Source organism: Aquibacillus saliphilus (genome assembly GCF_020404745.1).
Lineage (GTDB): Bacteria > Bacillota > Bacilli > Bacillales > Amphibacillaceae > Aquibacillus > Aquibacillus saliphilus.
On the sequence record NZ_JAIZAP010000018.1, the window covers coordinates 1 to 13,561 of the forward strand.

Sequence of the window (13,561 nt, forward strand, 5' to 3'; positions counted from 1 at the left end):
ATCATTTTAAATGAGTAAGATCCCTCAGAGACGATGAGGTTGATAGGTTCGAGGTGGAAGCGTGGTGACACGTGTAGCTGACGAATACTAATAGATCGAGGACTTAACTAAAAAATTATAAAGCGTAAAGATTGATGTCTTGTTCTTCTTATCTAGTTTTGAAGGTGCATAGCCTTTAAATATACCTGTTGGTCTAGTGGCAATAGCGGAGAGGTCACACCTGTTCCCATGCCGAACACAGTAGTTAAGCTCTCCAGCGCCCATGGTAGTTGGGGCTTTGCCCCTGCGAGAGTAGGACGCCGCTAGGCAATGGTTTGGATTGTGTGTTTAAATAGTGGCCCGCAGGGGTACAAATCTCTGTGGGTCATTAATATTTGGAGGATTAGCTCAGCTGGGAGAGCACCTGCCTTACAAGCAGGGGGTCGTAGGTTCGAGCCCTACATCCTCCACCATTTAAATCATTATTGTAGGTTTATTCCCACATTATCGCGGGGTGGAGCAGTCTGGTAGCTCGTCGGGCTCATAACCCGAAGGTCGCAGGTTCAAATCCTGCCCCCGCAACCAAATAACGTTGTTTATTTTAACTTCGTTAAAAAATGGTCCGGTAGTTCAGTTGGTTAGAATGCCTGCCTGTCACGCAGGAGGTCGCGGGTTCGAGTCCCGTCCGGACCGCCATATGCCGGCCTAGCTCAACTGGTAGAGCAACTGACTTGTAATCAGTAGGTTGGGGGTTCAAGTCCTCTGGCCGGCACCATCTAGTAAATTTTATAGCAATAGCTAAATCAAGAGCCATTAGCTCAGTCGGTAGAGCATCTGACTTTTAATCAGAGGGTCGAAGGTTCAAGTCCTTCATGGCTCACCAAAGTTTTTTGCTTTTGCAAAATAACTAATTTAGCGGGTGTGGCGGAATTGGCAGACGCGCTAGACTTAGGATCTAGTGTCTTATGACGTGGGGGTTCAAGTCCCTCCACCCGCATTATATACGCGGAAGTAGTTCAGTGGTAGAACATCACCTTGCCAAGGTGGGGGTCGCGGGTTCGAATCCCGTCTTCCGCTCCATTTTCATCATGCCATGCCGGGGTGGCGGAATTGGCAGACGCACAGGACTTAAAATCCTGCGGTGGGTTTCCACCGTGCCGGTTCGAGTCCGGCCCTCGGCACCATTTAGCGCCCGTAGCTCAATTGGATAGAGCACTTGACTACGAATCAAGAGGTTAGAGGTTCGAGTCCTCTCGGGCGCACCATTTACGGGAAGTAGCTCAGCTTGGTAGAGCACTTGGTTTGGGACCAAGGGGTCGCAGGTTCAAATCCTGTCTTCCCGACCATTGATTATTTTATTATGGGGCCTTAGCTCAGCTGGGAGAGCGCCTGCCTTGCACGCAGGAGGTCAGCGGTTCGATCCCGCTAGGCTCCATTTCACATTTTATTTTGGCGGTGTAGCTCAGCTGGCTAGAGCGTACGGTTCATACCCGTGAGGTCGGGGGTTCGATCCCCTCCGCCGCTACTTTAGGACCCTTAGCTCAGTTGGTTAGAGCTATCGGCTCATAACCGATCGGTCGCAGGTTCGAATCCTGCAGGGTCCACCATCAAAGAAAAATAATACGGAGGAGTACCCAAGTTTGGCTGAAGGGATCGGTCTTGAAAACCGACAGGGGCTTCATCGCCCGCGGGGGTTCGAATCCCTCCTCCTCCTCCATCTTTTTTTGATGAATCACTTACAATGGCTTGGTAGCTCAGTCGGTAGAGCAACGGACTGAAAATCCGTGTGTCGGCGGTTCGATTCCGTCCCGAGCCACCATTAATATATGAATAAACGTTAAACTATTATTCGATGAGTAAATTACATGTCATCATAAACAATGTTAACTTTATGGCGGTTGTGGCGAAGGGGTTAACGCACCGGATTGTGATTCCGGCATACGTGGGTTCAATTCCCATCAGCCGCCCCATTTCCTTTGAATATTGAAAATAAATGTGAATTATAATGATTTATTCCAACAAAATGCGGGTGTAGTTTAGTGGTAAAACCTCAGCCTTCCAAGCTGATGTCGAGGGTTCAATTCCCTTCACCCGCTCCACTAGGGCCTGTAGCTCAGCTGGTTAGAGCGCACGCCTGATAAGCGTGAGGTCGGTGGTTCGAGTCCACTCAGGCCCATTATTGCATAAAACCTTAGTGGTTTAAGATTTCTTGCTAGGAAGTGCAATTTGTTTTACTTTTTAACTTGCGCCCTTAGCTCAGCAGGATAGAGCAACAGCCTTCTAAGCTGTGGGTCAGAGGTTCGAATCCTCTAGGGCGCATAAGCTACAATCAAATTTATGATTATTCCACAGTAGCTCAGTGGTAGAGCTATCGGCTGTTAACCGATCGGTCGTAGGTTCGAATCCTACCTGTGGAGCCAGTGGGGAAGTACTCAAGTGGCTGAAGAGGCGCCCCTGCTAAGGGTGTAGGTCGTGTAAGCGATGCGAGGGTTCAAATCCCTCCTTCCCCGCCATTTCAAATGGCCCGTTGGTCAAGTGGTTAAGACACCGCCCTTTCACGGCGGTATCACGGGTTCGAATCCCGTACGGGTCACCATATTACAATAAAGTATATAATAAACTGTGTCTTGCTTTATTATATTTACGATTATAAATTTGACCGGAGGATTAGCTCAGCTGGGAGAGCACCTGCCTTACAAGCAGGGGGTCGTAGGTTCGAGCCCTACATCCTCCACCATTTAATTTCTAATTATCCTAAAACTTTTAAAATAAAAAGTATGCTATGTATTTTATTGGGCTATAGCCAAGCGGTAAGGCAACGGTTTTTGGTATCGTCACGCGCTGGTTCGAATCCAGCTAGCCCAGCCATTACATATAATATTAGTAAATATCTTACATATAGAAACATATAAGAAAGTGTCGATTCATTTGATCCCTTTATGCCTATTACAGCTTGGAGGAACATTAATTCGAATCCAGCGATACTTATTTCTTAAAAAAGATGTCAATTGGTTTTTAAAAAACCAATTGACATCTTTTTTTTATTCATCATGATTGTGTGTCCTTCAATTTTTTAAAAATGAATTTTTAAAAAATTGAAGGATTTCAACGTACTTAATCGAAATAGTAATGAAACAAATTCAAGCTAAAGGTGGATGTCCGTGTGTTGATAAAACCAAAAATGTTGAAGCGAGGAGACCGTGTGGCAACAGTAAGCCCTTCTTGGGGAGGAGCAGGTGAATCGGATTTAAAATGGCGTTATGAGCAGGGTGTGAAAAGATTAAGAGAAGTTTTTGGTCTAGATGTTGTCGCTATGCCGAATAGTCTGAAGGGTTCGGAATTTATTTATCAAAATCCACAGGCTCGCGCTGAGGACCTTATGACGGCATTTAAGGATAAAAATATTAAAGCAATTTTTGTGAACATTGGGGGTGAGGATAGCATTCGGTTGCTTCCCTACATTGATTTTAATGTAATTCATGATAATCCTAAGATATTTATCGGATATTCAGATGCTACTGTGTCCCATTTATTTTGTCATAAAGCTGGCATCTCATCATTTTATGGTCCAGCAATTCTAGTAGACTTTGCTGAGAACATAGAGATGGATCCTTATACGATTGACATGGTCAAACGAACGCTGTTTTCGAATGAGGTTATTAGTGAAATTCCTCCAGCTAATCTATGGACAAGTGAGCGTTTAGAATGGATTGAGGAAAACAAAAATAAGCGACGTAAGATGCAACCAAACAAGGGGTATGAATTAATTCAGGGGACTGGTACCGTTAAGGGTCGTTTAATTGGTGGCTGCATTGAGGTATTGGAATTCGCTAAACAAACTGAAATTTGGCCAGAGCAGAAATACTGGGAGGAAAGCATCCTTTTCTTTGAAACATCGGAAGAAAAGCCTGAGCCTAATCTACTTAAATATTGGTTGCGGAATTATGCTGCTCAAGGTATTTTACAAAAAGCCAAGGGTATTATTTTTGGTAAACCACAGGACGAGAGGTATTACCAAGAATATAAAGATGAAATTTTAACTGTTATGAATGAATATAATATAGAAGATTTACCGATTTTATATAATTTGAATTTCGGCCATACCGAACCAAAGTTTATTTTACCTTATGGTGCACTAGCGGAGATTGATTGTGAAAAAGTCAGTTTCTCGATTCTTGAAAGTGGAGTCGAATAAATTTTAGGAGATGAAGGAATGAATCGTTTAAATTTAATTACATTGGGTGTCAAAAACATGGTCGAATCACTTCATTTTTATCGTGAAGGACTGGGATTCGAACTAGTAGTACATGGAAATGAAACAAATCCAGATGTTATATTTTTTAATAATGGTGGTACAAAAATCTCTCTATTTCAAATTGATCAACTAAGAAAGGATATCAATGAGGATAACCCTCCAGCTTATGGGCACGGATTTGGTGGAATTACACTTGCATATAACGGAAAATCAAAAGAAGAAGTAGACGAAATCTTCGTCTTAGCTGAAAAAGCTGGAGCAAAAATAACTAAGAAACCCACAACCGTATTTTGGGGAGGGTATAGTGGATATTTTCAAGATCCTAATGGATTTTATTGGGAAGTGGCGTATGGTGATAACTGGGAGTTTGATCAGAACGATATGTTGATTATTGGTGGCTAACAAGGAGGAATTGTAACGAGGCCTTCTTCTATTGTATGTAATTAATAGTAAGGATTTGACTCATGTTAGTGTGATTTTAAACTCGGTAACTAATTAATGATAAATTGTTTTAAAGAGGTCACATTAACTTTAGTGATCTCAATTTTTATGTTAGAAAAAACACGACAGTTCATTTGGGAATGTCGTGTTTTAAAGAATCTAGTTATCTAATTCCATTTCAATGTATCTTCTAGTATTAGGGCCATAAATACCGTCATTTGCTAAAGCAGTGTACATGGATTGGAATCTTTTTACCGCATCTTCTGTTAATGGTCCAAATAATCCATCAATTTGTTTTGGGTCAAAATTTATTTCTTTTAAGGCACGTTGTAATTGCTTTACTCCTGGACCATTGTCACCTCGTTGTAAAGTTACATCCGGAAGTGGAAAATCGTTAATAAGTGTACTGCTATTTGTAATTTCTTTTAGCTTATCTATTGTTTGAGGTCCAACTAGACCATCGACCATTAGTCCGTACTGTCTTTGGAATTTCATTACAGTTCGTTTCGTTTCCGGTCCATATTGTCCGTCAATACCATAGGTTGGTAAGTTAAAGCCAGACTTAACTAAATCTTGTTGAACTTCTCTGACAAACTGCCCCGAGTCACCAACATCTAGTGGTAAATCAACTGATGAGCCTTGCACAACTGGTTCAGTTATATCTTCATTCCCCTGAAAATATCGATCATAGGCGCGTTCTATATCATTAATAAAATCGTTCCAAGATATTCCGTGTTTATTCAAAGCATTTTGTGGATCCGTTCGACGCGAAGGATCTAAGGTACTATGTGCAACAATATCTGAGCTTGGATCTAAGTTATATTCATCTATGAGATAGGCGTGATACCATACATATCTTTTGTACGCTTCTTCAAAATTAATGTTTCCGCCATAGGCAAGTTCTACGCCAATTGCTGCATCGTTTGCATCTTCACCGTATATTCGATTATCTGCAGCTACATTGTAACGAACATGCCAAGCCTTTTCGTTTAACGGAATAATCTCTAAAATAGTATTGTCATCTATAAATGTGTGTGCTGATGCTGTTGGGTCAACATTTTCAAAGTAATTCCTATTCGCGTATGCAGAAGATCCTGGATTTCCCGTATCATGGCTAACGATAAACTCTACATTCTGAAGTCTTTGACCAGGTCTTGAATTTCCAATGCTAATATAATCTTTTGTTATCTGATATGGCATATTTTTCACCTCACAATATTAAAATTTTAAAAAATGACTTCCTTCTGAATTACTATATTAAAGTTTTATAAGATTGTGAGATAAAAAGGCTGTAGTTACCAATGAAATCAATGGATGACCTAAATACAGGATTTCTTAATAATCTAGCTGTCCTCAGTAAGAAATTTTCTTTTTTTATTTGAAAATTCTATCTGAGTTACGCTTACAGAATTAAACTACAAAACTGCTATGCTCTAATCCTAACTGGAGTTCCAATTGGTACAATCGAAGCAAGCTCTTCGACATCGCTGTTATACATACGAACACAGCCTCTTGAAACATAACTTCCAATTGAAGAAGGGTCATTTGTTCCATGAATACCGTAATATTTCTTAGACAAACTCATCCACATAGTTCCGAAAGGTCCTCCAGGATTCGGAGCTTTATTAATAATAATAAAATCACCGATAGGAGTTTCATGTAGCATTCTACCTACTCCAACAGGGTAAATCTTTTGTATTTGCCCATTTAATAATAATGTAAGCGTCCTGTCAGATAAATCAATAATTATCGAATAAGGAATTTCTTCAGGTAATGGGAAACCTGGAATAATAAGTTTTTGTCCTACATAGATAACATCTGGACTTATTTGTGGATTAGCTTGGAGTATTGCTTGAAGAGGTATCCGGTAATCTTCAGAAATAGACGTTAGTGTTTCACCAGCTCTTACAGTATGAATCATAATTTGACCTCCATTTGTTTAGTACAATAGTCTATTCAAAATGGCAAGCCAATGTTTCTTATCAGATGCATACTATCATTCTTTTTTATAAATTGTTAGTAAATAGTCTTTATCTCTTACTGTTGCTAAAAATATCTTTTTAATATCGCTATATCCTTGTGATTGAAGTTCTCTTATTAACCAATGTTTATCCTTCCTTATTGATTTTAAGTTGTTGTTTTGAATTTTACCTTCAACAATAGCTGCTACCGGAAATCCCTCATCAACTATATGTAAATCCAAATGGCTGGGTGTAATAGAAGCTTTATCTCTTTTTGGCAAAATACTGATATTACCGTTAGGTTCTAATAATGCATAATCAACGTCATTAATATCAAAATAACCAGCAGAACGAATAGAAGATAGTAACTCCATTAATGGATAACGACTATTTCTTAAATTATCAGACATGATTTTCCCGTTTTTAATTAAAAAAGTAGGATCACCCATAAGAAGCTTATTTAATTTGTTCCATAGGCTTAATTTAGAAATAGTTAAATAGATGATAACTATTACCACAACGCCTGCAATCCCTTGAGCTGTACCTTGTACTTTAATTGAACCAAATAGTAAGTATGCTAAGAAGAAAATAGCTCCAAAATCTTGTGGTGTTAACTGGGCTAGCGCAGTTTTACCTAAAACGCGAATAGCTGCTATGTAAATGATATATAAAATAATTACTTGTCCAATAAAAAGTAGCATAATTACACCTCTAAGGTTATTGATAATTTCTTACAATACAATGTTTTGTTTATTTGTCTGAAAATATGCAACTGGCAGGGAATACGTATTTTAATGGGTATTTCCATTAATTCACATAATAGAAGATATACTTCTGACGTAAACTAGTTGAAAATCATCAAAAGGAGTATATTAATGGAATTATCCCCTGCTTTATACCATAAGCTTATCCGACCAAAATGGAGCACTCAAAAACATATCCATCAAAATGTTAAAGAATACTTTGATTTTAAAAATAAAAAAATCCTGGATTTTGGTGCAGGCACAGGAGCGAATTGTTCATTATGTTCACCGAATGGGTATTACGGGATTGATCCAGATATAAATAGAATTAATTATGCAAAACAAGTGTATCCTGAATATAGCTTTGAAGTATTTCAGGATGACACAATTCAATTAAAGGAATTTTCAGTTGATATGGTCTTAATAGTGGCAGTGTTACATCATATCCCTCCGGTACAAATAGAAACGTATATAAAGGAATTTAAAAGAATTCTAAAACCAGATGAGGGTAAAATTATTGTTATTGAGCCTTGCTTTACTAATAACAATTCTTTTAGTAATTGGTTTATGAAAAATAATGATAATGGTGACTATATTCAAGGTGAGCAAGGATATTTAAACTATTTTCATCAACAAGGGTTTATCCCTAAAGTTCTAAAAAAATATCGAAAACACTTTTTATATAATGAATTATTTTTTTGTGCTTCCCTTTCTTGAAGAGCTCAAGATAATCAGTTTCCTAACAAGGTAACAAACAACCATGGTGTTATCACTAGGGTACTGAATTATAAAGTATAATTCAGTACCCCGGGATAACACCTATAGACTATAGAGCTTATTATATAATCCCTTGTAATTTTAAATAACCAATAATCATTTTGGCTGCTTCTCGCACGGAATACTGTTCAGTATTAATTGTTAATTCAGGTTCGATCGGTGGTTCGTATGGGGAATCAATTCCAGTAAAATCATGAATTTCTCCTTTTCTAGCTTTTTGATATAAACCCTTTGGATCTCTTCCTTCACAAATTTCAAAAGGACAATCGATAAATATCTCAATAAATTCAGTTTTATCAAAGATTTTTCTAACCTGATCACGGTCCTTTCGATATGGAGAAATGAAGGCAGTCATAACGATTTGCCCACTGTCAACAAACAATTTCGCTACTTCTCCAACTCTTCTAATATTTTCTACGCGATCTTTTGGACTAAATCCTAACTCTTTGTTTAAACCATGTCTAACATTATCTCCATCTAATACATAGCTTTTCATTCCTAAAGCATGTAGTTGGACGTCCAGTTCATTTGCTAAGGTGGATTTACCTGAACCAGAAAATCCGGTAAACCATAAGGCGCAGCTTTTATGATTGTTTAAGATTTGTCGGTCCGTCTTTGTTACTACGCTTTTATGCCATACAATATTTTTCTGTACCATAAATTTAATGCCTCATTTCCATTACTGATTTAGACATACCTTCAGCAAGTTTGCTAGCAACTTCTGGTCTGCTAAATTGCTTCGGAGGTATTTTTCCTTCTTTTAGCATTGCTCTGACTTTTGTTCCAGAAAGGGAAACGTGGTGTTCTTTATCGTGTGGACAGGTTTTAGATGTGCCCATGCTTTCACATTTATTGCAATAAAAGCTATTTTCAAAGCGAAGAATTTTAATGCCAATTTGGTCCTCGTGAAATTGATTGAATATTTTCTGGGCATCATAGGTGCCATAATAATCACCAACACCGGCATGGTCGCGACCAATAATAAAATGAGTACAGCCATAATTTTTGCGGACTAACGCATGAAATATAGCTTCTCTTGGACCGGCGTATCTCATTGCAGCAGGAAATACAGATAAGAAAACACGATTATTTGGGTAATAGTTTTCTAGTAAAAGATGGTAACATTCCATTCGTAATTCACTTGGAATATCACCAGTTTTTGTCTCTCCAACTAGCGGATGAAGTAGTAAGCCATCTACCGTTTCTAGAGCTGTTTTTTGAATATATTCATGTGCTCGGTGGACGGGATTGCGTGTTTGAAAACCAACAATTGTTTTCCATCCAAGTTGGTTAAACACTTCTCTTGTTTCAGCAGGTTGTAAATAATAGTCTTGGAATTTTTCTTTTTTTGGATATTGCACTAAAGTAATTGGTCCACCTAGGTAAATGTTCGGACGATCCATCACTTTTTGCACACCAGGATGTTCTATATCAGTTGTTTGATACACCTGATTTGCTTCTTCATCTTTATCTGGAGTATAAATGTCAGTTACAGTCATTATTCCATATACGTTATTGTTATGAACTAGATTAACAGTATTACCAATTTCAATGGTATTAGCAGTTTTTTCGTTAACGGGAAGCGTGATTGGAATGCTCCACGCTAAACCATCTGAAAGACGCATTGATTGGACAACAGATTGATAATCTTTTTTGCCCATAAAGCCTGTTAGAGGACTATAAGCTCCATTAGCAAGTAATTCAAGATCACTTAATGCAGTATTGTCCATATACACCTGTTTGTTTCGATGATTTACTTTTAGTTCTGTATTAACTCTGTTTACTAGTAAACCACCATGGGGTTTAATCATATAAAATTCCTCCTACTTTTTTATCATTACCTTTTCCTTGTAAATCGGATGGCCTTTCTTTCTTGGTTTCCACAGACCTATTAAATAAACAACGGTTACAAAGACAAATATCATCGCAAGCCCAGAGAAATCAAAGTCAATAAATAGTTTCACTAAATTATAAGAGATTACTAATGAAAAAAGCGGCGAAATTAGCCAGGTTTTAAATAGTTTCGCTATGATATCTTTTTTCCATAGCTCTCTTCCTTTATCAGAAGCACCAATTCCTAGAATGCTACAAGTTGTTACTTGGGTGTGTGGAACTGGAATGCCGAACACTGAAGCAGTAATTACTAGAGTCGCTCCAATTCCTGAAACGGCACTACCTTGTAATAAACTTAACTTTGTAATCCGTTTACCATTCGTTTCAATCACACTTCCTCCGAGAAATATAGCTCCAAGTGCAACGAAGATACCACCGGTAAAGGTACCTTGTTCAATAGAAATAATTCCAGTAGCGACAAGTGGTCCGACAGCGTTGGCAACATTATTCATACCTGCCGAAAATGCCTCCATAAAACCAGTAATGATAACTAACACCGCTAGAATTTTTGGCCATTTTCCTTTAGATAAGAAGAGTAATTTTGTATTTATTATATTAATCCCTTTATTTGTGATGAATGCCAGCAAAAATGCAATCAAAGGTAACAGTACCCAGTACATGACAATCACGACTAGAGTTTTAACAAACAGCACTTGAAAAGCAATACCAACACCTACTATTGCCCCAACCGTTACTTCACTTGTTGATAAAGGAATACCGCTAAGATTTGCAAAGAAAAGGGAAATAGAGGCAGAAGCAAGAATGATAAGAGCGATATTGATGGAAATAATATCTTCAGGGACAATCTGTGAACCTAGTGTTTTAACAACTTCCCCTCCACCTAAAACAGCACCAAGAAACACTCCTATTCCACATACTAGTAATGCTATTTTTCTAATTTTTACTGCGCCAGTTCCATAGGCGATTCCCATCGCGGCTGCTGCACCACTTGCTCCAATATTGATAGCAAAAAAGAAAGCAATCAGACAGGCAAGTATTGTAGTTATCAATAAAAACAGCTCCTACTTACGCTTGATGCAGTCCACATTCAGTTTTCTCGGTGTTTGACCATCTACCAGATCTGGAGTCAGCAGTGTCTGTTAATACCTGCAGTGTACATTTATCACAACCAATACTCGGGTAGTTCTGATCATGTAACTCGTTATACGGTAGATTGTTTAATTCGATGTACTTCCAGACATCATCCCATGTCCAATGAATTAATGGACAAATTTTGACGCGTTTGAACTTATTGTCTTTGTTAATATACTCGGTGTTCCTTCTACTAATTGATTGATCGCGTCTTAATCCTGATATCCAAGCATCTACATGAGCTAACTCATCTTCAAGCGGCTTAATCTTTCTTGTATGACAACATAGATTAGGATTACGCTCCCAGAGATGATCACCATATTCATCAGCCTGTTGATCTAGGTTCAAGGAAGGTTTCACCATTTTTATTTGAAGTTTGGGATACTTTTGTTTTACTTTTTCGATGAGGGAATAGGTTTCCTTAAAATGTAAGTCAGTATCTAAAAAGATAACAGTTGCCTTTGGATTAACCTTGGCGATAAGGTCAATCAAGACAATTCCCTCTGCCCCAAAGCTACAAGAGTATAGGATTTTGTCGTTATAAACTTGATAAGCCCACTTAATGACACTCATAAAATCATTTAGTTGATTGTTGAGCTTCTTCTGAAATTCATCATCCCAGTCATCATAGGTTAGTTTATTATCCATGCTTTCCCCTCATTTAGTACATATTTGGCAAGAACCCACTAGGTATTTGCCTTAGAGTCAATGTATTCAATTGTAATAGTGATTGTTAAGCTTAAAAGCGCCTATTTACTGTTTTGGATAGATTTATGCGGGAAATAGTAACGAATTTTCACTAGGCGAATATACTTTGTGTAATGGTTAATCACGTTGTTGACCGTTCTAAACTTTATCCTTCAAGTGAAAGTTTTCATTTCATTGCAAATTTTTTTAAGGGTTTTTCTGTCCTTCAAGTGGATAATCGTTTAATAGAGGGTAGGGAATTAAGTAATGCAGATTAACATTCATCAGGGAAGTTCAACCCCAATAAAGGTTGCTAATATTACTGTTGTAATAGATGTCATTCGAGCATTTACAGTAGCACATTATGCTTTTTTACAAGGGATTAACCGAATTCTACTTGCGGAGACAGTAGAACAATCATTTCAAATAAAGAAGAAAAACCCTGAGTATCTCTTGGCAGGAGAAATAGATGGTATAGCAATTAATGGGTTTGACTTAGATAATTCTCCCTATCGTATTCGAGAAAGTAACCTTGAAAGAAAAACACTTGTTCAAAAGACTACAAACGGGGTTCGGGCAACATTAAATTGTTTAGCATCTGAGCATGTTTTTGTTACCGGTTTTACGAATGCGAGAAACACTGCGCATTTTATCAGAAAGATGATTGTAGGTGAAAAAGATAAGAGCATTAATATCATCGCATCTCATCCAAGCGGAGATGATGATCTTGCTTGTGCGGAGTATATGAAAAGTATTTTAAATGACTCGGACTCTATTGCTATCGATGATGTAATCAGAAGAATAAAAAATTCTCATGTGGCTAAAAAATTCTTGGATTTTAACAATGAAGTCTTCTGTTCTGAGGATATTTTTTATTGCATCAAGGAATTAAAATCCAATTTCATCATGAAGGTCAACCATGCTAGTGGAATTCCGATGATTGAGAGGGTTAGTGTATGATAGAAACGGGTTTAAGTTTACCTATAAGAGAAATAAAACCAAGAGAGATTGGTTTAACAGTTTTAATTGACAATGGTGTTCCCTTAAATTTGTTTATTGATACGATTGAAAGTTCAAGTGATTATATTGATCTAGTTAAGTTCGGGTGGGGTACATCACTTGTAACAAATTTTTTGGGGCAAAAAATAAATTATCTACGGGAACATCACATCGAATTTTTTTTTGGTGGTACGTTATTTGAAAAATTCTTGAGTCAGGACAAAGTGGAAGAGTATTTCAATTATTGCAAGAGGTTTAATTGTAACTATGTGGAAATTTCAAATGGGACAGTTGATATTTCGAATCATCAAAAGGCGAGGTTCATTAAAGAGTTCTCTAAAGAGTTCACAGTGTTTAGTGAAGTTGGTGATAAAGACGCTGTAACATCTAATGGTCAGGATTCCTTGGAATGGCTTGAGTGTATTCATGAGGATATAGAAGCTGGTGCAACAAGGGTTATTACAGAAGCAAGAGAAAGTGGAACAAGTGGGATTTGTCGTGAAGATGGAGATATTCGTATTGATATTTTTGAGCAAATTATAAGATCAGGCATTCCTTTAGAAAAACTTATTTTTGAGGCTCCAAATAAAAAATTGCAAACCTTCTTTATTGAAAACATTGGACCGAATGTTAACCTAGCCAATATAGCTTTAGGAGATGTTATTTCATTAGAAACCTTACGTTTAGGACTACGATCTGATACGTTTCACTTGTAAATCGATATAACTGACAAT

12 protein-coding genes, 24 tRNA genes, 2 rRNA genes and 1 pseudogene are annotated in these 13,561 nt (G+C 37.7%); 31 read left to right on the forward strand and 8 right to left on the reverse strand.

All coding sequences use genetic code 11. The annotated features are described in order from the left end of the window. The 28 genes from LD272_RS16425 to LD272_RS16560 form a co-directional block, all read left to right on the forward strand. Positions 1-111, forward strand: a 23S ribosomal RNA gene (locus LD272_RS16425); the annotation flags it as partial. Between the two features lie 81 nt (positions 112-192). Then, positions 193-308 (forward strand): 5S ribosomal RNA (gene rrf, locus LD272_RS16430). Between the two features lie 68 nt (positions 309-376). Beyond that, positions 377-452: transfer RNA gene (locus tag LD272_RS16435), tRNA-Val, on the forward strand. Positions 453-487: 35 nt separating this feature from the next. Beyond that, a tRNA-Met gene (locus LD272_RS16440) sits at positions 488-564 on the forward strand. Between the two features lie 34 nt (positions 565-598). Continuing rightward, a tRNA-Asp gene (locus LD272_RS16445) sits at positions 599-675 on the forward strand. 3 nt (positions 676-678) lie between these two features. Then, a tRNA-Thr gene (locus LD272_RS16450) sits at positions 679-754 on the forward strand. Positions 755-786: 32 nt separating this feature from the next. Continuing rightward, a tRNA-Lys gene (locus tag LD272_RS16455) sits at positions 787-862 on the forward strand. Positions 863-894: 32 nt separating this feature from the next. After that, positions 895-976 (forward strand) — tRNA-Leu (locus LD272_RS16460). Positions 977-984: 8 nt separating this feature from the next. Beyond that, positions 985-1,059: transfer RNA gene (locus tag LD272_RS16465), tRNA-Gly, on the forward strand. A 15-nt stretch (positions 1,060-1,074) separates the two neighbouring features. Further along, a tRNA-Leu gene (locus tag LD272_RS16470) sits at positions 1,075-1,163 on the forward strand. A 4-nt stretch (positions 1,164-1,167) separates the two neighbouring features. Next, a tRNA-Arg gene (locus LD272_RS16475) sits at positions 1,168-1,244 on the forward strand. Positions 1,245-1,248: 4 nt separating this feature from the next. Beyond that, positions 1,249-1,325 (forward strand) — tRNA-Pro (locus tag LD272_RS16480). A 16-nt stretch (positions 1,326-1,341) separates the two neighbouring features. After that, positions 1,342-1,414, forward strand: a tRNA-Ala gene (locus LD272_RS16485). A 16-nt stretch (positions 1,415-1,430) separates the two neighbouring features. Further along, positions 1,431-1,504: transfer RNA gene (locus LD272_RS16490), tRNA-Met, on the forward strand. A gap of 5 nt (positions 1,505-1,509) precedes the next feature. Beyond that, a tRNA-Ile gene (locus LD272_RS16495) sits at positions 1,510-1,586 on the forward strand. A gap of 17 nt (positions 1,587-1,603) precedes the next feature. Beyond that, positions 1,604-1,696: transfer RNA gene (locus LD272_RS16500), tRNA-Ser, on the forward strand. A 26-nt stretch (positions 1,697-1,722) separates the two neighbouring features. Then, a tRNA-Phe gene (locus tag LD272_RS16505) sits at positions 1,723-1,798 on the forward strand. A 75-nt stretch (positions 1,799-1,873) separates the two neighbouring features. After that, positions 1,874-1,949, forward strand: a tRNA-His gene (locus tag LD272_RS16510). A 55-nt stretch (positions 1,950-2,004) separates the two neighbouring features. Beyond that, positions 2,005-2,078, forward strand: a tRNA-Gly gene (locus tag LD272_RS16515). Positions 2,079-2,081: 3 nt separating this feature from the next. After that, positions 2,082-2,155 (forward strand) — tRNA-Ile (locus LD272_RS16520). A gap of 69 nt (positions 2,156-2,224) precedes the next feature. Further along, positions 2,225-2,298: transfer RNA gene (locus tag LD272_RS16525), tRNA-Arg, on the forward strand. A gap of 26 nt (positions 2,299-2,324) precedes the next feature. Beyond that, positions 2,325-2,399, forward strand: a tRNA-Asn gene (locus LD272_RS16530). 2 nt (positions 2,400-2,401) lie between these two features. Continuing rightward, a tRNA-Ser gene (locus tag LD272_RS16535) sits at positions 2,402-2,492 on the forward strand. A gap of 8 nt (positions 2,493-2,500) precedes the next feature. Next, a tRNA-Glu gene (locus tag LD272_RS16540) sits at positions 2,501-2,575 on the forward strand. 65 nt (positions 2,576-2,640) lie between these two features. Further along, positions 2,641-2,716 (forward strand) — tRNA-Val (locus LD272_RS16545). Between the two features lie 56 nt (positions 2,717-2,772). Further along, positions 2,773-2,847: transfer RNA gene (locus tag LD272_RS16550), tRNA-Gln, on the forward strand. Positions 2,848-3,142: 295 nt separating this feature from the next. Further along, positions 3,143-4,174, forward strand: coding sequence for a S66 family peptidase (locus LD272_RS16555; protein ID WP_226037714.1), 1,032 nt, complete (start codon positions 3,143-3,145; stop codon positions 4,172-4,174). An 18-nt stretch (positions 4,175-4,192) separates the two neighbouring features. Beyond that, positions 4,193-4,636 carry a VOC family protein gene (locus LD272_RS16560; protein ID WP_226037715.1) on the forward strand — a complete coding sequence of 148 codons (444 nt, stop codon included), beginning with the start codon at positions 4,193-4,195 and terminating at the stop codon, positions 4,634-4,636. 198 nt (positions 4,637-4,834) lie between these two features. On the opposite strand, the gene LD272_RS16565 is transcribed toward LD272_RS16560, so the two are convergent. From LD272_RS16565 to LD272_RS16580, 4 genes and pseudogenes are all read right to left on the reverse strand, one after another. After that, the gene (locus LD272_RS16565) at positions 4,835-5,320 is read right to left on the reverse strand and encodes a peptidoglycan-binding domain-containing protein (protein ID WP_226037804.1); all 486 of its coding nucleotides are present in this window, start codon (positions 5,318-5,320) and stop codon (positions 4,835-4,837) included. A gap of 42 nt (positions 5,321-5,362) precedes the next feature. Beyond that, positions 5,363-5,875: pseudogene (locus tag LD272_RS16570) on the reverse strand (peptidoglycan recognition protein family protein); the annotation flags it as partial. A gap of 226 nt (positions 5,876-6,101) precedes the next feature. Then, entirely contained in the window at positions 6,102-6,596 is a 495-nt protein-coding gene (locus LD272_RS16575; RefSeq protein ID WP_226037716.1) for a L,D-transpeptidase family protein, read from the reverse strand. A 75-nt stretch (positions 6,597-6,671) separates the two neighbouring features. Then, the gene (locus tag LD272_RS16580; protein ID WP_226037717.1) at positions 6,672-7,337 is read right to left on the reverse strand and encodes a DUF421 domain-containing protein; all 666 of its coding nucleotides are present in this window, start codon (positions 7,335-7,337) and stop codon (positions 6,672-6,674) included. Positions 7,338-7,511: 174 nt separating this feature from the next. Between LD272_RS16580 and LD272_RS16585 the strand changes: the two genes are divergently transcribed. Continuing rightward, positions 7,512-8,096, forward strand: a complete 585-nt coding sequence (locus tag LD272_RS16585) for a class I SAM-dependent methyltransferase (protein ID WP_226037718.1) — start codon at positions 7,512-7,514, stop codon at positions 8,094-8,096. A 121-nt stretch (positions 8,097-8,217) separates the two neighbouring features. On the opposite strand, the gene cysC is transcribed toward LD272_RS16585, so the two are convergent. From cysC to LD272_RS16605, 4 genes are read right to left on the reverse strand one after another with little or no spacing between them, the layout of a single operon-like run. Continuing rightward, the gene (cysC, locus tag LD272_RS16590; protein WP_226037719.1) at positions 8,218-8,814 is read right to left on the reverse strand and encodes an adenylyl-sulfate kinase; all 597 of its coding nucleotides are present in this window, start codon (positions 8,812-8,814) and stop codon (positions 8,218-8,220) included. A gap of 4 nt (positions 8,815-8,818) precedes the next feature. Further along, entirely contained in the window at positions 8,819-9,967 is a 1,149-nt protein-coding gene (gene sat / locus LD272_RS16595) for a sulfate adenylyltransferase (protein ID WP_226037720.1), read from the reverse strand. Between the two features lie 12 nt (positions 9,968-9,979). Further along, a complete protein-coding gene (gene cysP, locus LD272_RS16600; RefSeq protein WP_226037721.1) occupies positions 9,980-11,059 on the reverse strand; it encodes a sulfate permease in 1,080 nt (359 codons plus the stop codon). 16 nt (positions 11,060-11,075) lie between these two features. Next, a complete protein-coding gene (locus LD272_RS16605; protein ID WP_226037722.1) occupies positions 11,076-11,789 on the reverse strand; it encodes a phosphoadenylyl-sulfate reductase in 714 nt (237 codons plus the stop codon). A 306-nt stretch (positions 11,790-12,095) separates the two neighbouring features. Here LD272_RS16605 and LD272_RS16610 point away from each other — a divergent pair, with 306 nt between their 5' ends. Next, on the forward strand, positions 12,096-12,788 hold the full coding sequence (locus LD272_RS16610; RefSeq protein WP_226037723.1) for a 2-phosphosulfolactate phosphatase: 693 nt from the start codon (positions 12,096-12,098) through the stop codon (positions 12,786-12,788). Next, positions 12,785-13,543 carry a phosphosulfolactate synthase gene (locus LD272_RS16615; RefSeq protein WP_226037724.1) on the forward strand — a complete coding sequence of 253 codons (759 nt, stop codon included), beginning with the start codon at positions 12,785-12,787 and terminating at the stop codon, positions 13,541-13,543. The genes LD272_RS16610 and LD272_RS16615 overlap by 4 nt, the downstream gene beginning before the upstream one ends. The last annotated feature ends 18 nt before the right edge of the window (positions 13,544-13,561 follow it).